Annotated in this window: 18 protein-coding genes; 13 read left to right on the top strand and 5 right to left on the bottom strand. The window is 42.2% G+C overall.

What is annotated here, in order from left to right:
- Positions 1 to 2 precede the first annotated feature (2 nt).
- The gene (locus tag ABTQ23_RS06445; RefSeq protein ID WP_408614849.1) at positions 3 to 1,559 is read left to right on the top strand and encodes an amidase; all 1,557 of its coding nucleotides are present in this window, start codon (positions 3 to 5) and stop codon (positions 1,557 to 1,559) included.
- Positions 1,560 to 2,136: 577 nt separating this feature from the next.
- Complete coding sequence (locus tag ABTQ23_RS06440; RefSeq protein WP_408614848.1) at positions 2,137 to 2,571, top strand: hypothetical protein; 435 nt, start codon at positions 2,137 to 2,139, stop codon at positions 2,569 to 2,571.
- Between the two features lie 42 nt (positions 2,572 to 2,613).
- On the opposite strand, the gene ABTQ23_RS06435 is transcribed toward ABTQ23_RS06440, so the two are convergent.
- Positions 2,614 to 2,925, bottom strand: a complete 312-nt coding sequence (locus ABTQ23_RS06435; RefSeq protein ID WP_408614847.1) for a hypothetical protein — start codon at positions 2,923 to 2,925, stop codon at positions 2,614 to 2,616.
- Between the two features lie 82 nt (positions 2,926 to 3,007).
- On the opposite strand from ABTQ23_RS06435, the gene ABTQ23_RS06430 reads away from it, so the two are divergent.
- Both ABTQ23_RS06430 and ABTQ23_RS06425 read left to right on the top strand, forming a co-directional pair.
- Positions 3,008 to 3,313, top strand: a complete 306-nt coding sequence (locus tag ABTQ23_RS06430; RefSeq protein ID WP_408614846.1) for a hypothetical protein — start codon at positions 3,008 to 3,010, stop codon at positions 3,311 to 3,313.
- A 311-nt stretch (positions 3,314 to 3,624) separates the two neighbouring features.
- Positions 3,625 to 5,343 carry an HD domain-containing phosphohydrolase gene (locus tag ABTQ23_RS06425; RefSeq protein WP_408614845.1) on the top strand — a complete coding sequence of 573 codons (1,719 nt, stop codon included), beginning with the start codon at positions 3,625 to 3,627 and terminating at the stop codon, positions 5,341 to 5,343.
- 54 nt (positions 5,344 to 5,397) lie between these two features.
- Here ABTQ23_RS06425 and ABTQ23_RS06420 read toward each other — a convergent pair whose 3' ends face one another.
- Positions 5,398 to 7,164, bottom strand: coding sequence for a purine-cytosine permease family protein (locus tag ABTQ23_RS06420; protein ID WP_408614844.1), 1,767 nt, complete (start codon positions 7,162 to 7,164; stop codon positions 5,398 to 5,400).
- A 261-nt stretch (positions 7,165 to 7,425) separates the two neighbouring features.
- Here ABTQ23_RS06420 and ABTQ23_RS06415 point away from each other — a divergent pair, with 261 nt between their 5' ends.
- From ABTQ23_RS06415 to ABTQ23_RS06400, 4 genes are all read left to right on the top strand, one after another.
- Complete coding sequence (locus tag ABTQ23_RS06415) at positions 7,426 to 8,721, top strand: methyl-accepting chemotaxis protein (RefSeq protein WP_408614843.1); 1,296 nt, start codon at positions 7,426 to 7,428, stop codon at positions 8,719 to 8,721.
- Positions 8,722 to 9,005: 284 nt separating this feature from the next.
- Positions 9,006 to 9,932, top strand: coding sequence for an AEC family transporter (locus ABTQ23_RS06410; protein WP_408614842.1), 927 nt, complete (start codon positions 9,006 to 9,008; stop codon positions 9,930 to 9,932).
- A 72-nt stretch (positions 9,933 to 10,004) separates the two neighbouring features.
- Positions 10,005 to 10,562: a GNAT family N-acetyltransferase gene (locus ABTQ23_RS06405; RefSeq protein ID WP_408614841.1), complete on the top strand. Its 558-nt coding sequence runs from the start codon at positions 10,005 to 10,007 to the stop codon at positions 10,560 to 10,562.
- Positions 10,559 to 11,023, top strand: coding sequence for an HIT family protein (locus ABTQ23_RS06400; RefSeq protein WP_408614840.1), 465 nt, complete (start codon positions 10,559 to 10,561; stop codon positions 11,021 to 11,023). Before ABTQ23_RS06405 ends, ABTQ23_RS06400 begins: the two co-directional genes overlap by 4 nt.
- Positions 11,024 to 11,045: 22 nt before the next feature.
- On the opposite strand, the gene ABTQ23_RS06395 is transcribed toward ABTQ23_RS06400, so the two are convergent.
- Together ABTQ23_RS06395 and ABTQ23_RS06390 are read right to left on the bottom strand one after the other, a co-directional pair.
- Positions 11,046 to 12,164 carry a succinylglutamate desuccinylase/aspartoacylase family protein gene (locus ABTQ23_RS06395; protein ID WP_408615039.1) on the bottom strand — a complete coding sequence of 373 codons (1,119 nt, stop codon included), beginning with the start codon at positions 12,162 to 12,164 and terminating at the stop codon, positions 11,046 to 11,048.
- Positions 12,165 to 12,226: 62 nt separating this feature from the next.
- Positions 12,227 to 13,030 carry an ABC transporter substrate-binding protein gene (locus ABTQ23_RS06390; protein WP_408614839.1) on the bottom strand — a complete coding sequence of 268 codons (804 nt, stop codon included), beginning with the start codon at positions 13,028 to 13,030 and terminating at the stop codon, positions 12,227 to 12,229.
- A gap of 818 nt (positions 13,031 to 13,848) precedes the next feature.
- Between ABTQ23_RS06390 and ABTQ23_RS06385 the strand changes: the two genes are divergently transcribed.
- Genes ABTQ23_RS06385 through ABTQ23_RS06365 form a run of 5 tightly spaced genes read left to right on the top strand, consistent with a single transcriptional unit; the run spans position 13,849 to position 20,828 of the window.
- A complete protein-coding gene (locus ABTQ23_RS06385; RefSeq protein WP_408614838.1) occupies positions 13,849 to 15,741 on the top strand; it encodes an ABC transporter ATP-binding protein in 1,893 nt (630 codons plus the stop codon).
- Positions 15,713 to 17,245, top strand: coding sequence for an ABC transporter substrate-binding protein (locus ABTQ23_RS06380; RefSeq protein ID WP_408614837.1), 1,533 nt, complete (start codon positions 15,713 to 15,715; stop codon positions 17,243 to 17,245). Before ABTQ23_RS06385 ends, ABTQ23_RS06380 begins: the two co-directional genes overlap by 29 nt.
- A gap of 17 nt (positions 17,246 to 17,262) precedes the next feature.
- Positions 17,263 to 18,186 carry an ABC transporter permease gene (locus tag ABTQ23_RS06375; RefSeq protein WP_408614836.1) on the top strand — a complete coding sequence of 308 codons (924 nt, stop codon included), beginning with the start codon at positions 17,263 to 17,265 and terminating at the stop codon, positions 18,184 to 18,186.
- The gene (locus ABTQ23_RS06370) at positions 18,176 to 19,039 is read left to right on the top strand and encodes an ABC transporter permease (RefSeq protein WP_408614835.1); all 864 of its coding nucleotides are present in this window, start codon (positions 18,176 to 18,178) and stop codon (positions 19,037 to 19,039) included. The genes ABTQ23_RS06375 and ABTQ23_RS06370 overlap by 11 nt, the downstream gene beginning before the upstream one ends.
- A 46-nt stretch (positions 19,040 to 19,085) precedes the next feature.
- A complete protein-coding gene (locus ABTQ23_RS06365) occupies positions 19,086 to 20,828 on the top strand; it encodes a M14 family metallopeptidase (RefSeq protein ID WP_408614834.1) in 1,743 nt (580 codons plus the stop codon).
- A 380-nt stretch (positions 20,829 to 21,208) separates the two neighbouring features.
- Here ABTQ23_RS06365 and ABTQ23_RS06360 read toward each other — a convergent pair whose 3' ends face one another.
- On the bottom strand, positions 21,209 to 21,766 hold the full coding sequence (locus ABTQ23_RS06360; RefSeq protein ID WP_408614833.1) for a nucleotidyltransferase domain-containing protein: 558 nt from the start codon (positions 21,764 to 21,766) through the stop codon (positions 21,209 to 21,211).
- Between the last annotated feature and the right edge of the window lie 535 nt (positions 21,767 to 22,301).

Genomic DNA, 22,301 nt, shown 5'->3' with positions numbered 1-22,301 from the left:
TAATGTTTCATATTAAAAGTTCACCATTTATTACCACAATAGGCTTTTTAGCCTTATCTACTTCATTTTCATCGTTTGCAAATATAGCTCAAAAAGATATTGTGACGATGCATATACCCCAATTACGTGCAGCTCTAGATAATAAAAAACTAACTTCCGAAGAAATAGTTCAGGCTTATTTGGATGAAATAAAGCAAAAGAATAAATCGATTAATGCAGTAATTACGATTAACCCTAAAGCTCTGGAACAAGCGCGTGCCTGGGATGCCCATCATAAGAAAGCACCAGCAGGTCACATGTCTGTAGGGGGTATCCCATTTATGGCTAAAGATAATTATAATACCAAGGGGATACTAACTACTGGCGGCTCTCTTGCTTTAGCGGATTCGGTGCCTAAAACTAATGCATTTGTTATACAGAAATTGCTTGATGACGGTGCGATTCTGCTGGCTAAAACGAATATGTCTGAGTTGGCCTCATCGTTTGGCCGTCCTGGGTATAGCTCAGTAGGCGGACTGACGCTGAACCCATCCAATTTGCTGCGTAATTCGTCTGGTTCTAGTAGTGGCTCAGCATCTGCGGTTGCAGCTCATTTAGCGCCTTTTGCATTGGGAACCGATACCAGTGGTTCGATTCGTGGACCAGCGGCAGTGACTGGCACCGTTGGTTTGAGACCGACCTTGGGCCTAACTAGTCGAAGCGGTATTATCCCTCTTTCTCTGAGTTTTGATACGGCTGGGGTTATTACCTCCAATGTGACCGATCAGGCAATTGTTGTAGATGTAATGAAAGGTGAAGACCCTAAAGATGCAGCGACTAAATTTGCGCATCGTCCATCTCATTCGTTCTATCAGGATCTAAAATCTGCATCATTTAAAGGTAAAACGATTGGGGTGTTGACCAACTTCAGAGAAGGCAATAAAGAAGTGAATCAGCGAATCGATGCGGCTGTTGCCAAAATGAAAAAGGCAGGGGCACACATTGTGCCAATTACTATGCCAAAATCTTTTGATAACCTCTATGGGGATGTTATGGCTCCAGTGGGGATGGAAGAGTTCAAACCGCAGTTTAATGCCTATCTGGCTAATCTTGCTAAAGGTGAACCGCATACCATGGCAGAGTTTATGAAAATTCTTGCTAAAAAGACTGATAACGGCAAGAAAGTCATCAATCCTGGTCGTTATAAAGGTTTAGTGAAAAACTTTCATAGCCCAAGCTCTTCACCTAAATATATTCAGGTGCTGACGCGGAAAATTCCTGCAGTGACTCAAGTGATTAATGACCGATTCAAAGAAAGTGGCCTTGATGCCCTGGTGTTTGCTACTACCAGTTGTCCGGCATCTCCGGCATATGGTAAAAAAGATCTAACCTATGTTTGTCATATGAAAAGTGGCTTTTTAGCAACTCGCATGGCTTCAATCTCTGGTTATCCTGAAGTGACAGTTCCTGCTGGGCGAATTACAGCAAATATGCCAGTGGGTATTTCATTTATGGGGTTACGTAATGAAGACAGTGATGTTTTGCAGCTTGGTTATGCATTCGAAAAGTTGAACAAATAGACGTTAGGTTTCATTCAGCGGTTGCTAAGGTGACCGCTTCTTATTTGTTTTAGGGATATTGAATAGAAGGAATTTAAGCGAAGTATTATTAGAAAATGGAATTTTAAAAGAGCATGGGGATTTTCCCTGATGGTTTATGCGTTACAACTCTGGTAATTTTATTGTCAGTACCCGATCTGACTGAACTGATTATGATCCGATTGATAAGTGGGTTACCGATGATGTGTTTTATATTGATTTTTGGGTGAATTTTACCATTGGTCCAAGCCATGACGGTGGAGAAAATTTTCAGGTTCGTTTCGTGATTAATTTTCACACTTAAGACTCGTTGAATTATGCAATTGTGCTTAATGAGTATTTGTGGCCAAAGGTTATAATTAGCGTTTGAGTCAATTTTAGAAAGATACCAAGACATAAATTGGGCGGGTATTTCCAATAAATTATCCAAATTTATGTACAGGGAATATGAAAAATATTAAATCTAACAGTGAAACATAACATATGTGATTATATCATCCCTCCGAGCTGTAAAATTTAGTAATAAACCATCTAAATTCAAGAGGAACCTCAAACAACAATGCATAAATTTGAGATAACACCACACCTTGGAATTGGCCCAATCAAATTGGGAATGACAAGAGCTGAAGTTAATACGTGTTTTGGCAAACCTGAGTTTTCAGGGAATGGACGGGTAGGTTACCTATCTGGTTTTATGATTGATTTCGATGAAAATGATAAAGTTGAATTTATAGAACTGGCAAAATCAAATAAATTTGCAGCCTTTTATAAAGGCATTAATTTACATTCTGTCACTGCTAAACAAGCGGTTGCTTGTGTTGAAAATGATGACGAATATGATAAAGAATCTCCTGAGCAGGGTTATAGCTATATATTTAAAAAGCTACAATTAAGCCTTTGGCGCGGGACTATTGCTCAAATGGATGATAATGATGATGCTCCCAACGGCGTTTCTTTTGAAGCGATAGGTATTGCTGTCGATGGCTATTTCTAATCGCTGATGTATAAGTGGCCTATTTCTATGGTCGTTACTGGTTTAACTATGGTTTCTAAGATCGAGATATTCAGGCATATAGAGGCGTAGATAGCTGATAGAGGCGCGGATGCTTTCTGTCATGTATTCATTTGTGATTCTTCCATGCTTGCTATATGAAAGACCAAGAATGCCATCTCCTAATGCAAAGGAGATGGCGATTTTATTTTGAAAGTCTTTAATAGCAACGAAATTAAATGTTTCGACTAGTTCATTCGCCATCAGATGTGCGATGTTCTCGCTGCCTTCGATATCCATATTTTTAATCGTCTCTTTTTTGTTCCAAGAAAAATACTTAACATGGGGTTCTCTCATCTATTTGTGTCTATATTATTAAATCAATTGGTTAAATAATAAATTTATTAATTAAATGGATGGTTTTAAAAAAGGCTAAAAGATGAGAGTTTTTGATTGGCAAGTAAGTAGCTGGTTTTTATTTGAGCATCAGGAGCATTATTACCTGGATGTAAATTGTAGCATTGGTGCTTTTGGCTATAGTTTTATGTTAAAAATGACTGATGATGAATCGCGTGCATATAGCCAGAGCGGGTATTGCTATTTGCAACAATTAGCGCAGGCGATCGCTCAAAGTGCTCCAATTGCCGAGAATTCAAGTTCTGCATATCGTGAGCGAGCAGTTAGCTCCAAACTTTCCGATTTAGCCGCTGAGGCTTTTTTACTCTGGAAAAGTGCAAGGCAGTGATGGTCTCTGAGGTATGGCTGTTTATCTTCCATGGGTTAAAGAGCTATTGCTAACTCTTACCAACCAATAAGCTGCGTTGTTTATCTACAGAGCTTTTAGCATAAGAAAATTTCTTTTAAGAGGGTTGTTTTTTCATCTGATTGATTTTGCGAGAAATTAAAGTTTTACAATCATTTTCTGTTAAAAATTAAATGGTTGGTATTGGGCAAAAATTTCAGCCTGCTATATGCTTTGCTAAAAGCTTTTCTATAAATGTATAAGTGACGATAGCCAAAATGCATATACGTATCAGCTTAATAATCATTATTTTTTTGAGCGTCTGCAGCATCAATGTTTCTGCGCAAAATCAAGCGGCGCCACGAATACTCGTCTTACATTCTTATGATGCTTCATATCAGTGGACATCTGAGCTGCAAAAAGGGATTGATGATGCAAATCAGGCCACTGATGGCGCTTTAAAGTTTTCGATTGAATACCTCGATACCAAACGGATATTCAATCCTGATTATTTGGCTACGATTCGTAGTTACTTACGTAAGAAATATAAAAATTACCCATTTGATGGTGTGATTGTTACCGATGATAATGCGCTAAATTTTTTCAATACGCTCGACATGCCGAATCTTCGTAATTTGCCCACTGTGGCGGTAGGTATCGGCAATCCAAAGGCTTCTTTAGTTGCAACGACGGATAAGGGCGTTATTCTGTATGAAAAAGATTATATCGAAGAAAATATTAAATTGATTTTACGGCTCCGACCCAATCTGCAAAATCTCTATTTCTTGGTAGACAGAAGTTATACCGCCAGTCTGATTCATCAAGAAGTGCTACAGGTTATTAAAAAATATCCGCAGATTAATTTAGTACAAATCCGCGATTTTTCTTTAAATGATACCCGTTACTTACTTGAAAAAGCATCGCCGGACGATGCGGTATTATTGACCCATTTTAACACTGAAAAACGATTTAATATCTTTCACGAATATGGCCAAATAGCTTATCAAATAGGTCATTACAGTCGAGCTCCAGTGTTTGTACTTTGGAAGTTCTATATTAGCGGGGGTGTGTTAGGTGGCTATGTTACTCGCTCTTATCAACTGGGCTTTCGCTCTGTTCAGTTATTAATTAATCAGCTTCCCAAAGAGGTCCATGAGCCTGTCGCGAATAATCCTATTGAGGGGTTTGTGTTTGATTATGATGCACTTCGGCAACATCATATTGATGAACAATTATTACCTCGTAAATCTTTCATTATAGGAAAACCGAAATCGTTCATTTATGCCAATTGGAAGCTCTTAGCGATTACAGGTTCAACGATTATTATCCTAATCGCCATTATTTTTGTGTTAGCGCTTTTACTAAAACGCAAACGCGAAATTAATCGCCAGAGTCAGAAAATTGTTGAATTGCAGAAGAAAACAGTTGATGTGCAAAAAGACTTAATTCATCTGCTTGGAGATGCCATTGAAACTCGCTCTGGTGAGACGGGCAACCATGTTAAACGCGTTGCAAAAATGTCCTCTGTTTTGGCCAAACTTTGCGGATTAAGTGCTGATGAGTGTCAGACGATTGAGATTGTTAGCCCGATGCATGATATTGGTAAAATTGGGATTCAAGAAGCCATTTTAGAAAAACCCGGCAAACTTGATCCTGATGAATGGCGTATTATGCAGGGGCATGTCGATATTGGTTATAAAATTTTAAGTTCCAGTGAAGGTAAAATTCTGCACTATGCGGCGATCATCGCCCTGGAACATCATGAACACTGGAATGGCAATGGCTATCCATCTGGTAAGTCTGGAGAAGATATTCATATATTTTCGCGCATTACGGCTATTGTCGATGTATTCGATGCGCTGTTAAGTGAACGTTGTTATAAAAAGCCGTGGCCCTTGGATAGAGTGATAAATTTATTTGAAGAGCAATGTGGCAAACAGTTCGATCCAACTCTTACCAAACTATTTTTAGATAATATCGAGGGCTTTGTTGCTATCCGGGAAAAATATCCAGATAAAGCCAATGAATCTTAGGGGATATTGCCACGAATGCGTTCGTGGCAATATCAATATCAAATCTGTTGTGGTTTAGGACTCTTCACTTGGCCCATCTGTAACGCGCATTGCAACCAGCGCTAAAACAAAGTAAGCGAAGGTTAGGGCAACCGTTGTAACAAAGTAATCTTCGCGCATCGTATTAAGAACCTCTGAGGTTGGCTCACTGAGCAACAGTCGAAAGGCTAGAATCACCATAAACAATAAGACGCCTGCAGCTCCAATTAATAGTATTTTGGCGGCCAAAGCAGTATGTGCATCCGATGGGTCTTCCTCTTGATCTTCTTCGTTTTGCGCCAGTCGATTTTGTTCAAAATCGATAAGAAGCTGCTCGCGCTGCGCTTGGCGTGTTTCATCGGCAGGCCAAGAATCACGGGCGCCTAGCGCACTTGCGATAATCGGATAGAGCACCAAAGCAATCAGATATTCTGGAATAAAAATAAAATAAAAGCTTATTGCGTTGGTAAGCATCATCATCACGGCAAAAGCCAGTGATACCATCCAGACTATTAATGCCGCTAAATTTAATTTTTGGCCTAAATAGCGTGACCAATAACGAGTAAGTCCGAGTTTTGGCAGCAAATAGTGCTCGGCAATCGTGATTGCCCCAACTGGACACAATAGAATTGCGCCATACACCGTCAGCGGCATCACTGATTGGGCAACAAACGGAAAACAGGCCGCTATCGCAATAACAACGCCGATAATTGCTGTCACTTTGCCTCGCGATAACGTGGGCATTAGCGCATTTGCTGCAAGTCCCGCGCGGTACAGACAAGCATTCGCTGTGGTCCACCCGGCACAGATAACGGCTAATAGGCCCATATAACCCAATGTAGCAAACGCAACGTCTGCGGAATCGAGCTGAATTAAATTAGAGCCGACTAACACCGCCGCGCCAGCACCCATTAAGCCGGCACAAATCCAGCCAATGTAATGGCCAAGAAACATCCCAATGCTTGAAAACACCCCATACCACTTGCGATGGGCAAAGCGAAAAGTCGCCATATCAATCAGCCCAAGGTGAACCATAGCTCCGTTGGCCCAAGCGAAAGCGGCTACCTCCCAGGTTGAAATCCCCGGGTCACCTTTAGGGGTTGTTCCGGTCCAAATGGTCTGATGGGCGATGTCAATAAAGCCTGAAAACTCGCTGATCCCACTTTCACCTGTGATATGTAATGCCAAAGCTGGTAGCGCTATCGCCGCGCCACAAACAAAACAGGTCAGCATCCACGGTGAGCAAATGGTGGCAAAGTTGGCCATCGCTTCAAAGCCGCGAGCCGCGACAATGACTACCACGGCGCTTAGTAATAATGTGACGACAATAAATGCGATGGAAGTTGGATAAGGCTCTAGTTGGACGGGAAGGTGCAAAGCAAAACGTACCGCATAGGCCGAAACAGTTATCATCGCAGCAGCCAGAGCGCCATAAAATAGCAAAATGGCACTATTGTAGATTTTGCTAAAGTAAGGCCCGGTAATCTGCTCAAGGTAATTAAATAGTGTGCGGCGGGTTTCAACCGCAATTGGTGTGGTGACAAGCATCCAACTTGCAACGGCTAACAAGTTGCCAATCAGCAGCCCGAGTAGTAATTCTTTGGTTCCAACGCCCATGGTTACGAAGGTTACGCCGATTACAAATTCAGTTGCAGCAATATGCTCGCCACCAAAAATACCAGCAAAATATCGCCAGCCACGGACGTGCCGCGCTGCGGGTGGAATTGCGTTACGCAAATTCCGCCGTCTGGGTTTGGGACCGACAAAATTAGGTTGAGTTGAACTATTGGGTTGTTGGCTCATTAAAAAGGGCTCCTAAAAGAGCATTGTTGGCTTTGTTATTCGCCAACAACGCTGCTTTTGCTACATAGGTTACTTTCGCTTTTAAAATAATTTCGCTTGGCGACAAGCAATGTATTAATCGGATTAAAAATAAGACAGCTTTGAGAAATCCGCGAATTTTTTATGCGAATTGACCAATCTCTATATATCTTTAAGTGAATGAGTGGCGAATGAATCGTTAAAGCAAACTTTTATTAGTATGGTTTTTCACAGGAGCTTTTTATGTGGTTTAGTCAAAAGAATCTGGCAGCCCAGCTCGCACGCGCAGAAGCGATGAATCTAGACTTAGAACATGAATTAGATTCTATTCGCTCAAATACCGCTTACATAGCTTTTAAACCTGATGGCACGATTCTCGATGCGAATGAACTTTTTTTAGCTGCAGTTGGTTATCAACTCGATGAAATAGTTGGACAACACCATCGGATGTTTTGTGAAAAATCATATATTGGCAGTAGCGAATACCAAAATTTTTGGAGCCATCTGGCCGCTGGTGAAAGCCACGGCGGTACATTTACCCGGCTTCGTAAAAACGGTAAGAGACTGTTTTTGCAAGCGAGTTATTTTCCAGTTAAAGATAGCAATCACCGCGTTGTGAAAGTCATAAAGATTTGCAGTGATATTACCGAAAGTATTAAGAATCTCGAAGCTAAAAATGCCATTTTAGATGCGCTGGATAAATCTCAGGCAGTGATTGCATTTACCCCTGATGGCTATGTGGTTCAAGCCAATCAAAACTTTTTAAATACAATGGGATATCAACTTAGTGATATCGTCAATCAGCACCATAAAATGTTTTGTTTCCCGGAGTTTTATAAACAGAACCCTAATTTCTGGGAACGATTGCAGCGTGGTGAGCACTTTACCGGTAAGTTCAAGCGTCAAGATAGCCGCGGCAATGTCATATGGCTTGAAGCGACCTACAATCCAATTTTTGATAGCCGTGGAAAAGTCTATAAGATCATTAAATTTGCCAGTGATATCACCGATAGAGTGACTTTAGCCATTCAGGCGGTGGAGATGGCTGCTGCAATTTCAGAGCAAACGTCGCGAATTACTGAATCGGCGATTAATGTGCTTAACGATGCCGTTCAAACTTCCCATAAAGTGGCAAAAAAAGTTAAAAGCGCTGCCGGATTAGGTTCTGAGCTAATGGCTCAATCAAAAAATATCAATGAAATTGTGACCACAATTAATGGCATTGCGGATCAGACTAATTTGCTGGCGCTGAACGCAGCGATTGAGGCAGCAAGAGCTGGAGAGTCGGGTCGAGGTTTTGCAGTTGTTGCCGATGAAGTTCGTAAACTCGCATCGAGAACATCTGACGCCACCGAAGAAATTACCAACGTAGTGCAAGAAAACACGCGTTTAATTAAAAAAATGGATGATAATCTCGACTCGGTTAACCATGTCGCTTTACAAGGCGAAGATGATATTCACACCGTTCAACATGGTCTTGAAGATGTTGGGGCCGGGGTCGCGCGCTTTGTCGGGGTAGTTGATCAATTACGTGAATAAGTTTGAATTCTGTATGACTCCTATGTCCTAAAGACTCAATTCTATTGGCCCTAGTTGGCCTGTCTATTGGCTATTTTCCCTTCCTTTTAGAACATTTAATCCTCTAATTTTTGCTAGGTATTTTGCCAAAAACTATCGATGTCAGTCCCTTGTGTTTATAAATTTAGGGTCATAAAAGGGCGTTATATTGTTAATATGAATTGTGCAAAATCATGATAACATAAGGTTTAAATGTGTAATATTTAGATCTTAAGTGGTCATTAATCCTGTAAAAGTGAAGTAAAATGCCGATTTCAGTAATGATAGATCAGATCCTCGTCCTCTTTATCTTAATGGCTCTTGGGTATGGATTAGCCAAATACAAAGTGATTGATACTCATTTGAGTCAAAAACTGACTTGGCTGCTTTGTTATATCGTAATGCCATGCCTCATACTCAAGGCCTTTCAGATCCCATTTTCACCTAAGATGTTGCATAACTTTTTGGTGATGTTAGTGGTAACCATCGCGATTCACATTGTCTATATTATTTTAAGTAAGTTGCTGTTTAATAAAAAAACGCTCAAAGATGAATCGTTGATTGTACCCATGCAATTTACGTCGGTTTACTCTAACTGCGGTTTTATGGGGATCCCGCTGGTGGCTGCAATTAGTCACTCTGGTGTGTTTTATGGTTCTGTTTATATTGCAATTAATGGTCTATTCATGTGGACTCATGGACTTTTAACCTACACCGGAAAAATTGATCGTAAAGCATTGGCTAAAGTGCTGCTAAATCCAAATACGATTATGGCGATAGTCGGGATTATTTTCTTTATTGGCTCTGTGAAACTGCCAACCCCGATTGTTTCAACTCTTGGCTACATTGGCAGTATGAATACAGCTTTATCAATGCTCGTTGTTGGAGCGGCAATGACCCAAATCGACCTTAAAAAAATCTTTATCAATGGTATGGCTTGGGTGAGCACCTTTGCGAGAAACTTGGTTTTCCCTGGGATTGTCCTTGCCGGGCTCATTATGGCGGGGATTAACAACCAGTTATTAGTGATTGCAATCATCCTATCGGCTTGCCCTGTAGCTGGCATGTCAGTGTTGTTCGCGCAATTGACTGGGCGAAATACAGTTTTTCCTTGCATTAGCCTGACGCTTTCAACCATTATGAGTATGGTTTCAATTCCGGTATTGTTGGCATTAGCTGCTCTGGCTAATTAATATGGCTCAGGCAGAGCCATTTGATATTTAATCGGTAAATAGATAAGTATCCTAAACAAGGATGTGTCATCGGTGACAACTCATTTAAGCGACTGTCAGCTGGTCAGCCCAACATTAGCTTTGCATGAAGCTTTTGAAGCATTTGTCGATGACTTTGTACTGTACGATGGCCCAAACAGTGCTGAATATCTTCCTTGCATGGCAAATTTTTCTGAATACATCCGCATGCTAAAGCGCGAAGGTCATCATTCTAATCGCTCAAACAGCGCCATTTTATGCCACCATTTCTGGCTTTATCATGCTAAAACTGAGCATATTTATGGTGCCATTCGGATTCGTCATCCTCTTGGAAATCAATTTTTGCGCACCGAAGGAGGCCATATTGGTTATCATATTTCACCCAGTTATCGTCAGCAGGGGTTGGGTAAATTGATGCTAAAACTTGCTTTGCCAAAAGCAAAAGAGTTGGGCATTGATAAAGTGTTAATTACTGCCAAAGAAGATAACATGGCATCTCGGGCCATTATCGAAGCTTGTGGCGGCAGGCTTGAAGAAATTGTTTATGGGCCAATCTTAGGATATCGAATCGCCCGTTATTGGATTAATTTATCAGGAGAACATAACCAATGAGCTGTATTTTTTGTGAGATGGTTGCAGGGAGGATGCCGTGCCATAAGATCTGGGAAGATGAACACCATATGGCTTTTTTATCTATTTTCCCCAATACCGATGGCTTTAGCGTTGTTATTCCAAAGCAGCATTATGGCAGCTATGCATTTGAGCAAGATGACAAGGTTTTAGCCGATTTGGTCATTGCGACAAAGAAAGTCGCTTTATTACTGGATAAAGCGTTTGATGATGTTGCTCGGTGCGGAATGATGTTTGAAGGATATGGCGTTGATCACCTGCATGCGAAGTTGTTTCCAATGCATGGGACTGGCACTGACAGTACGTTTAAGCTCATTGAATCAAGACAACATAAATTCTTTGAGCGTTACGAAGGATATTTGTCATCGCATGACTGCGAGCGGGCAAGCGATGAGCATTTAGCTGAATTAGCAGAGCAAATTCGCCGCGCCGATAGTAAATAGTCAACGCAGCAAAATTTTTAGGCTAGGGGACCAGCAAGTCACCGCTTCGGTTGGCTTCGCTGCTTGCAATTCTTGCAACGAGCATTCCTGCACTGACAAACCGTTGCCAATGACGAGCGTAATACATGCCGTCAACCGATGCATATAGAGGCGTGAGTTCATCGGTAATTGGATTGAGCACTTCAGCGAGCAATTGTCCTTTTGCTACCACTTCTCCCACTTGAGCGTGATGTAAAAGCACACCTGAGACATCAGAGTTAATATATTCACAACCTGCTAATGGGGTCGCTGGGTAGATTAGCTCAGGCATTGGCGTTTTCTCTGCACTGATATAGCCGCAGTGAGTCAGATACGCGATAATTGCATCGGCATCTTTTTGACCTTGTTCGGCGCTAACATCGGCCACTCCGCGAAGTTCTAACGTGACCGGTTTAAGACCAAGCTCAATCGGGAAACGACCTTTAAAATGTTGTTGTAAATAATGCCAAGGTTCAACACAGGCTTCGTCAAAAGGTTCGCCGCCAGAGATGTCAGCGAGTAATTGTGCTTTTGTACCAAAATAACGAGCCAACGGTTCAATCTCAGGCCAAGCCCCAGGGGTCGTATATAAATGAGCACTGGCCTGCCAGTCACAATGTAAGTCCAGCATTAAATCAGCATCGTGAGCTAATTTTAACAGCTCAACTCGCAGTGATTGCAACTCGGTGACAGGTTCCAGCGCTTGTAAATGTTCGGCGAGTGCTTGGCGAACGTGCTGAGTATTCGCTTGTGCATCATCGCTTAACACTGATTCTAGCTGCTTGGCCAATTGCGGGCCAAAAATTGGGTAATTGCGGTTAAAATCTTGTCCACTATCTTGCTCAAAACGTCCCATCTGGGTGCCATGGACAAACTGATTTAGGCCAATAGGATTCGCTAGGGGAATCAGCACAATGTTTGCTTTAAGGCGGCCTTCTTGCTCAATTAATTTAAGTTTTTGCTTTAGATACCAAGTGACCACCATGCCGGGTAACTCATCGGCGTGCAAAGAGCCCTGAATATAGATTTTCGTTTTATGATCCGAGCCAAAATGAAAACTGCTAATTGAGCGTGATGTTCCAAGCGTCTGAGTTTTAAGCGGATGCTGACACTGATGCATAATGATTTCCTAAAAATAAAGGCCCTGCAAGATAGCAGAGCCTTGGTGTTTAACTTAATAAAATGCTATTTGTTTTGCGGGATAACAATCACGTTAGTCGTGAAATATTTTTTCTCAATTTGAGAAAGTTTGCCCGATTTAGCAAGTTCTACCAAAGCTTTATCAATTGCCGCTTTTAGCTTTTTATCGCCTTTTCTAAGACCAATAGCTGTAGGGCCAACTAAACCTTCAGCTGATACGGCTTTACCGGTAAGCGCAAAATCTTTTGCTTCTGGTTTAGATAAGAAACCAACCTGAGCTTGTACTGCATCAGTAAATAAAGCATCGATACGGCCACTTACTAAATCAGACTCAACCTGAGATTGGTCAGCATAGCTAACCACTTCAACACCATGTGGTTGCCAGTGTGCTTTGGCATAAGTTTCTTGAATGGTGCCTTGTTCTACACCCACTCGCAGCCCTTTAAGTGACTTAGCGGTAGGCTCTAGGTGTTTGCCTTTGTGAGAAACTAAGCGAATAGGGGTGTTGTAAATTGGAATCGAGAAGTTGATTTCTTTTAAGCGAGCATCGGTAATGCCCATATCAGAAAGGATCCCATCGAACTTACGCGCTTTTAAAGCAGGGATCATGGTATCGAAGTTACTTTCTTTCCAGACACATTTAGCTTGAAGCTGGTGGCAGATTGCATTACCTAAATCGATATCAAAGCCAACGAGCTTGCCATCGGGCTGTTTCGATTCAAAAGGAGGATAAGTTGGGTCAACAGCAAAACGAATAGTGTGGATTTTTGCTTGAGCGCTCATAGCGGCGCTGGCAACCAGTGCAAAGACACCGGCTTTGATGAAACGATGACAAGTTCGGTTAGTCATACGACACGTTCCTTTGTAGAGATGATTGAATGGAGCTATAAGATACCATTGGATCCTAAAATAGGAAAATCGATACACGTTTAAATGGCAATCACTGAAGCTGAATATACATGGCCAACAGGTAACGTTAATAAATTAAAATCTGGTTTTTGTTAGCTTTGTCATAAAATTGTCACGCCAAATCGGTATAAGTGTTCTGACAGAGCGATAGTGTCTTTTATGCGCGAAGTTGCTCCTGACTCTCTTCAACATTTGAATGACTCTATTCAATCCCGGCCTCGGTCGGGATTTTTTCTTTTTGGGCCGACTCCACAGCAAAACATTTACTTTGTCTAAATCAACCACCGCTGGCTGCATCATTCATCACAAAAGCTTAACTGCTCCTGACTAATTGTTAAAAATCTCTTATCACCTAAATATGTATTTATGTTCCATATTGACATCAACAAGCTTAGTAAAATAAATCTAGGGACATTGTGAGTCGTAAGGGTCAGAATAAATGCCTTATAGCGAGGTTTGCTTTTTGGCTCGATAACGCTTTCAAATGGCAACTGAGCTATCTATTTGTTGCCAATTGCCTTATAAAAAGTATATTCATAGATTAAAAGTATTAGCCTGCATTATATGGGTGCGTAATTTGCACCAATATAGTGAAAAATGGAACTTTATTTAATGCTATAAAATAGCGATTTTTTATAATATATTGTTTTAAAATGAAATTTTAATATTTGGTGATATTTTGTTGCTTGGCATATCTATTGCTTTGTTCAACAATATGCTTTTGTGTAGTTTGGCAATTTAGGAAATTCGATAAATTTATGAGCTCCATAGCTAATACTCCTAATTCTCATCTCCCATTACTATCAGTTAAGAATCTGAGCGTAAGCTTTGTTTTAGAAGACGGTGAGGTGGTGGATGCGGTCGATGACCTGAATTTTTCAATCGCGCCAGGACAGACATTGGCCCTTGTTGGTGAGTCGGGCTCTGGAAAATCCGTGAGTTCGATGGCGATTATGCGCTTGCTTGATTATTCCCCGGCACAAATTCGCTCGGGTGAAATAATCTATCGTCCTGATGAAGGCCAAGAGCTTAATTTATTACGTCTTGATAAAACACAAATTCGGCAGATTAGGGGCCATCGGATCGCAATGATTTATCAAGAGCCGATGACTTCTCTTAATCCGGTGTTAACTATCGGTCAGCAAATGGCTGAGGTGTTAAAAATACACCTGAATTTATCGCAGCATGAAGCCAAAGAACGGACCATTCACTGGTTGTCCAAAGTGCGGCTACCGGATGCGAGTGCATTACTTCATCGTTATCCTCATGAACTTTCGGGTGGAATGCGCCAACGGGTGATGATTGCAATGGCCTTGTGCTGCGAGCCAAATTTGCTGATTGCCGATGAACCAACAACTGCCTTAGATGTGACTATTCAGGCACAGATCCTCCAGATTATTCGCCAGCTACAAGATGAAATGAATATGGCGGTGCTGTTCATCACCCATGATATGGGGGTTGTGGCGCAGATGGCCGACGATGTCATCGTGATGCGCAAAGGCCAAGTGTTAGAAAGAGGGCCTGTACAGCAGTTATTTAGCGCCCCTGAGCACTCTTATACTAAAGCGTTGTTAAATGCGGTACCACAAATTGGCTCGATGAGTGGTGAACATGGGCCATCGTATTTTACGTTGCTTGAAAAAAGCGCTGCCAATGACAGTTTGCCACAGCTTAAAGAGCCTGATTGGAATGAGCCATTGCTTGAGCTTAAAGATGTCACCACTCGTTTTACCGTAAAAAAAACGTGGTGGGGGAAACCGACACACCAAGTCTTTGCCAGCGAAAAGGTCTCTCTTGCGGTATATCCCGGTGAAACATTGGCGCTGGTCGGTGAATCAGGGTCTGGCAAATCAACTGTAGGCAAGATGATTCAACAGTTGTTGCCGATTCAACAAGGCGACATGTTCTATCAAGGCCGTTCGTTTAACGCGATGAGTAAAACTGAAAAAGTCGCTCTGCAGCGTGAAATTCAGTATATCTTTCAAGATCACTTTGCATCGCTTAATCCACGCCGAACGATTTTTGCCAGCATTGCAGAGCCGATGACAACGCATGGTTTAGTTACAACCAAAGCCGATGTTAAACGCAGAGTAACGGAGTTACTCCATCAGGTCGGCCTTGATGAAAGTTATGCGCATCGATATGCCCACGAGCTCTCGGGTGGTCAGCGCGCCCGAATTTGTATCGCCAGAGCTTTAGCTCTTGAGCCAAAACTGCTGATAGCCGATGAGTCGATTGCGGCACTGGATGTTTCCATCCAAGCACAGATTCTTAATTTATTGATGTCCTTGCAAGCGCAGCTGGGCCTGGCGTGTTTATTTATTACCCATGACATGGCTGTTGTTGAAAAGATTAGTCATCGTGTTGCGGTTCTATACCTTGGCCAGATTGTCGAATATGGACATCGCGAAGATATTTTTGAAAATCCGCAACATCCGTATACGCGTAAACTCTTGTCGGCTGTACCCGTTGCTGACCCGAATTATAAACCTGCTTTATTAGCTATTAACGAAGATATCCCCAGTCCCGTCCGCTCTGTTAATAATCCGCCTATTGCGCAAGCTTTACATGCGGTTAGCAAGCATCACTGGGTTGTTTCACACCAACAAAAGGATTTAGATCATGCGCAAAATATTACCCACAGCTCATAAGAGTGTGCTTGCTTTAGCTATTGCTGCATCATTGGGGTTATCGTTTAACAGTGCTTTGGCCGCTGATTCTGATACGTTGACTGTGGCTGTCGCTCAAGATCCAGGAACTTGGGATCCGATTGATACATTTTTAGTGAACTGGTCAGTTGTTGCGAACGATATTTTTGATGGATTAACGGCTCGCGGACCAGATTTGAAGCTTAAGCCTGCATTAGCAACAAGCTGGGAGTTCATGGACAGTAACAAAACGATTCGTTTTCATTTGCGCCATGGTGTGAGTTTCCAAAATGGTGAAGCGTTTAATGCTCAAGCTGTAAAATTTACCTTTGAAAGGCTCTTAGCTGATAAAGCCAGCCCACAGCGCTCTAACTATACAGCCATTGAATCGATTAAAGTTATTGATGATTACACGGTTGATTTTCATCTGGCACATCCTGATCCTGTGTTGTTAACCAAATTGGCTGGCTACGGCGCGATGATTGTTCCGCCTAAATATATCAAAGAAAAAGGCGATGCCTATTTTAATACCCATCCAATTGGAACCGGGCCGTTTAAAATGGTTTCTTATGAGCCCAATGTGTCTGCGACTTTGGAACGTAATGATAGCTTCTGGGGTGATAAGCCTAAATTGGAAAAAGTCGTTAACCGTTTCATTAAAGAGCCTGCGACGCAAGTGGCTGAATTGCAATCTGGTCGGGTGGATATCATTACCAGTATGCCAATTTCGATGATCAAAAAAGTGAATAGCCAGTCGGATCTGAAAGTTGTCAGCCACACCGGACCAACGACTTATGCACTGCGTTTTAATACTAAAAACGGTATTACTAAAAACGAAAACGTGCGAAAAGCATTGATTATGGCCGTCGATCGCAATGCCATCATTAATTCAATTTTGGCCGGCCAAGCCAAACCAATTACCAGTTTCCAAAGCAAGCTATCATTTGGTTACGATCCATCGCTTAAGCCACTGCCTTATGATTTGAAAAAAGCCAAAGCATTATTGAAAGCTGCCGGTGTAAAAAATGGCGCGAAAGTTGAGATTGATTTTCGTGGCAATAATGGCACGTTCCGTGAAGTTGTTCAGGCCGTTGCTGGCTACTTATCGATGGCTGGCATTCAGGCTAGCATCAAACCATATGATTCTAACGTTTTCTTAAACGACATCGTACCCAATGGTAAAACTGGTGAAATGTTCCAGCAATCTTGGGGCGGATGGACATTTGACTATGACAATACGGCGTATTTGCTTTATCACTCAAATGAGACCAATAACCCGTATAACAGCAATGCCAAGTTAGATAAATTACTCGAAGAGCAGCGTCAGATGGTCGATCCGAAAAAACGATTACCTATTCTGCAGTCAATTGCTCAGTACGTGTATAAACATCATTGGGAAATGCCGCTTTATAACCTCAATACCATTTATGGGGTAAACAAACGAGTGCAAAATTTTGCAGCGCCAGCTGATATGCGTTTGCGCTTAACCCACGTGAGCGTTAAGTAAGTGGAAATTGATTAATTATGCTGTTTTATATTGCTAAAAGGTTGATTCAAGCACTGTTTGTCGTGTTTGTTGTCACCTTATTAGTTGCCTGGGCGATTCGTCTTTCTGGCGATCCGGCGGTCATGTTGGCCGGATCTGGAAACCTGTCGCCTCAGGATTTAGATAATATTCGTCAGGCATTGGGGCTGAACCAACCGTTTTGGGTGCAATATGGCCGATTCATATTAGGTTTATTACATGGTCAGTTTGGCTTTAGCTTTGTCGGACATCGCTCGGTTGGACATATGATAGCCCAGGCATTGCCTGCAACTTTGGAGTTGGCTGTTAGTTCATTAGTGCTGTCGATTATTATCGCGCTGCCGCTTGGGATGCTTGCTGCGATCTATCGTGGTGGCAAACTTGATCAAATCATTCGCGTTGTCTCGTTAGTTGGCCTGTCATTTCCTAACTTCTGGCTGGCATTATTACTGGTTTTATTCTTCTCGATTACCCTGGGCTGGTTACCACCTAGTGGCGCCGATAGTGGGGCAGGATTGATTTTGCCAAGCTTAACTATGGCAATCATTCTATCTGCCATTAATGTGCGTCTTGTTCGCACCACGATGCTTGAAACATTAAATAGCCAATACATCTTGGTTGCTCGAGGCAAAGGCTTAAGTGAATGGCAAGTGCTGTTTAAACATGCTTTGCGCAATGCTGCAATCCCGTTGGTGACCTATTTAGGGCTTCAGTTTGGTAGCCTAGTGGGGGGAATTGTCGTCATTGAGCAGGTTTTTAGTTGGCCGGGGATGGGCTCATTGGCATTTGATGCGATTAGTAATCGAGATTACGCCGTGTTGCAAGGTTCTGTCACTGTGTTAGCACTGTTAGTGATTGGGGTGAACCTCGTCGTTGACCTGTTATATGGATTAATCGACCCAAGGATCCGTCATGAGCGCTAGTGAAAATACTCAAGTGATTAAAATGGCTAAGCCTAAGCGCTGGTATCGCAGCTTTGAGTTAGTCGTTGGAGCATTATTAACCTTTGTGATGCTAGCGTTAGTGCTTTTATCGCCATGGCTATATCCAGATGGCGGTAGCCATATTGATCTGATGCATCGGTTACAGACACCGTTTTCATCCATGCAGCATCTATTAGGAACCGATCCTCTAGGACGAGATATCCTCGCACGTGTAATTGTTGGGGGCCAAGTTTCATTACTAATCGGTTTTACCTCTGTTGTGGGTTCACTCGTTTTGGGCGCAATCATTGGCCTAATCGCTGGATTTTATCGTGGTTTTTGGGACATGTTCCTGATGCGCTTTGCTGACGTTCAATTAGCGTTGCCATTTATTTTGCTCGCTATTACCTTTACCGCGATTGTTGGCTCAAGTATTGGCTTTTTGATTTTATTTATGATCATGGCGCAGTGGGTCCAATATGCACGCGTTATCCGCGGCAGTGTTTTATCGCTGCGTGAGCGGGAATTTGTGCAAGCGGCTCGAGCGAGCGCGATCCCAACCCATTTGATTATTTTTCGTCATATTCTCCCAAACTGCTTTGGCCCGGTGTTAATCCTGACTATGCTCAACATTGGTAATAATATTCTTCTGGCCAGTAGTTTGAGCTTTTTAGGGTTAGGTGTGGATCCAAGTGTTGCAAGTTGGGGCGGAATGTTGGCTGATGGGCGCACCTATATGCAAACAGCATGGTGGGTGTGTGTTTTCCCAGGATTGGCTATTATGTTAACGGTTCTAGGAATGAATTTACTCGGTGACTGGTTACGCGACCGCTTAGACCCAAGTTCGCATTAAGCATTAATATCAGCGCCGATTTTCAAGGAACACTTAAGGAGAAGATATGGCACAGCCAGAGGTTATTGTACAACAACAATTCAGAGCAACCGTCAATTGGCTGGCTGAGCAAACCAAACCATTTAAGGCTTGGGTATTTGCTGATCAAACGACTCGCCGTCGCATCGAACATCAACTCAAAGGAAAAGGTGTTAAAGCACGAATTTATAGTGCTTATAAGCCACTTGTTCACTATTTTCTGGAAGATGCGCCGCTTGATGATTCAATTGAGCGTATTCGCATTACTTATCCGGCTCATCCTAGTGATAAAAAGAGCAAGCGGTTTTTATTAGAAGCGTTTCCTTTAGCTGGGCTTTTAGAGAAATACCAGGTGGAATTTCGCTCGAAAACCGCAGCGGATAACTTTTATGAAGTGATGTTTTTTAGTCGCAATGGCGATGTACAAATTGAGCAGGTTTTTGCACCGAATCAGATGCAACTTGATCATGCGAATGAGTATCTTTATAGCCCTTGTGGCTGGATCCAATTCTCAGACAAAGATCAATTTCCATTAAAATGCGAAGCACAGACGCTGTTTGAACAGTTGATTGGCCATTTACAATCTTGGTCATGGCCAGAGCAAGAGCCTTATTTTGAAAGGCTTAAAATTCAGGTTGATGTGCCATTTGCCGATCTTAAATTAAATTGGGGCGAGGAGCATATTAGCTTTGTTGAAGCGCTCCATGAAGATATCTATTTCTCTTTAATTGAGCTGTTTACCGTTCATAGTGGCCGCGATATCGGCTCAAGAGAGTTGCAACCGGGGCAGATTGTTCCAGAAGTTCGTTATCACGATGGGCCATGGCAACTCAAAGTAACTTTAGAGCCTTATCAGGCAAATGAATTTGCGCCAGCTAAAGCACTTTCAAATGATGCCTTAGCGCAGGTGAGCGAGCCTCTAAAACCAAATGAAATAACCGCAACGCTAACTCAGTTGACTCAAGATTTAGCAGGCCAACCGTTTGATGGCCTCAGTCGCAAAGGATTAAACGTACCGGCTAGCTTATTTGATGGTAGTCATCCGGGAGTTGTGATTACTGGGGCACAGCATGCCAATGAAACCACCGGAACCTGTGCAGCCCTTCGAGCCTTGCCAATGCTTCGTAAAGAATATCCAGTGGCATTAGGTTGTGCGCCGATGCATAACCCTGAGGGCGCGAACTTATTTCATCAATTGCGCCGTGATAATCCATTACATATGTCACATGCCGCGCGTTATACCGCTTTAGGGAACGATATTCAAAGTCAAAGCGATGAGCAAAACTTTGAAAAAGCGCTACGTAATAAGATGGTTGAAGCAACTGGCGCAAAACTGCACCTGAATCTACATGGTTATCCTAGTCATGAATGGACTCGGCCGTTTACTGGTTATAGCCCGCGTGGATTTGAGTTGTGGGCCATTCCGAAAGGATTCTTTTTGATCATGCGTCACCGCAATGGCAAAGCTGATGCAGCCAGAGCGTTTCTTGAGGCTATTACTCAGGATTTAAGTCAATTTGAAGCATTGGTGAGCTATAACCAGCGGCAGCTGAAATGTTATCGAGCTCATGCCGGAACGTTGCCATTTGAGCTTATTAACGGTTTTGCTTGTGATATCAGTGTACGAGACAACCTACATGTCGATTTTGAGCTGGTTACTGAGTATCCAGATGAAACGTCTGTCGGTGCTGATTTTAGACTCGGCCATCAAACTCAATTTGAGTTCATCCGCTCGGCGTTTGCTCATTTAGATATTGTTGATCAAGCATGATCCTAAGCCCACCATCTGGTGGGCTTTTCTTTACTGTCGTAGTTGGATATTAGAGTTTGATTAGAAAGGGGCCATTTCCAAACTAACTATAACGAGATGAGCACGAAAGTGTGAGCATGTTTGAGGTTTGTACGAGCACCAAGATTATTGCAGCGACAATAAAGAGCGACCAATTTCTAGCAAGATTTTGGACAACTAAGAGTTAAAGCTTTAACTCTAACTCGCCAGTTTCGGATAAAAATTTCTATGGGGTAACGCCGCGTTAAGGGGGGAACAACGTGACCACCAAACCTAACCATTGTGCCGTAAACACTAAAGTTGAATCAAACTGAAAATGCCAAGCGTTGTGAATCCGTCTTAAACGCTTGTTATACAAACTGTTACAGCTTATCCGCCAACTTCTTAAGGTAAGATTTGGCTAGTTCATTTTTACCTCGGCTTAACCACTTTATACACTCTAAAAGTTCCCAGATTAAGCCTTGGTCACCATTTGTATATGCAGGAAAGTCTTCGTGCTTTGGCGCTGGAGCATCGGTTAATCTTGACTCCACCACACTTGCTTTATCAAATAGCACTTTGAAAGGTCTAGATATATCAAAAGGTTCGCTTAGATCTAGGCAATGAATCTCTGTGCTGGTTAAATCCGTAAAAATGTACTTTGTAAAGTACGCATTCTCGTTATGAAAGCCTTGATTACGATAGAAAATTTCTTTACCACGCTCAAAAGCTGAGAAGCACTCTTGTGTGGACTTATGAAATTCATTTTGGGTAAGAATCAAAATGTCAGCGTCAGATACTCGGTCACCCTTACCTGCAGCCAATGAGCCTAATAACACTGCGGCAACCACATTGTCTTCGGAAATAAACGCAGAACAAGCAGATTTAACCAGTTCATTTTGAAGGGGAAGATTTTCAAGATTAAGTTCTTCTAAACTCACAGTTACCTCCGTTTGTATAACGCTTTCTGTGCGGCTTCTAGCCGCCTTTCTTATTCCTATGATGCAACCTTTTTAATACCACATCAACGTGTAATCAATAGGTTAATGAAAGTTAACAGAGATTAGATTGCTGATGCCTTATAATTTCAGAAAAATGCTGCTACCCAAACTCCTTCGGATAACTTTTGGTAGGGGAAATTACTAGGTTCGAAGTAAGCAAGAGCATTTTCTCTGAATTGTTTTGGGGCAGTTTCGAGCCAGCGAAGATATCACTAGCACGTTGATGGACAATCATTAGCACGACATTGAACTGGAATTGATGTTTTTCATATAAGAAAAAATATTGGGATTGGCCTAATTACCTAACAAAAAGCTAAATATTGCCGATTACTATTCATTGCCATCTCCCAAGTCCAGGAGCACAACAAGGGAGACAGTTCATTTAACGTTCTTGACTTTTAATAGAAATTAATTGCAATCATTTTAATGGCTCATTTTCGGATATGGGGTCAACGACAGTCGGAGCTATATCCAA

Origin of the sequence: Celerinatantimonas sediminis, assembly GCF_046054195.1 — a bacterium.
Taxonomy (GTDB): Bacteria; Pseudomonadota; Gammaproteobacteria; order Enterobacterales; family Celerinatantimonadaceae; genus Celerinatantimonas.
The sequence above is the reverse complement of the archived record's forward strand: the minus strand, read 5'-3'. Positions and strand labels throughout refer to the sequence as shown.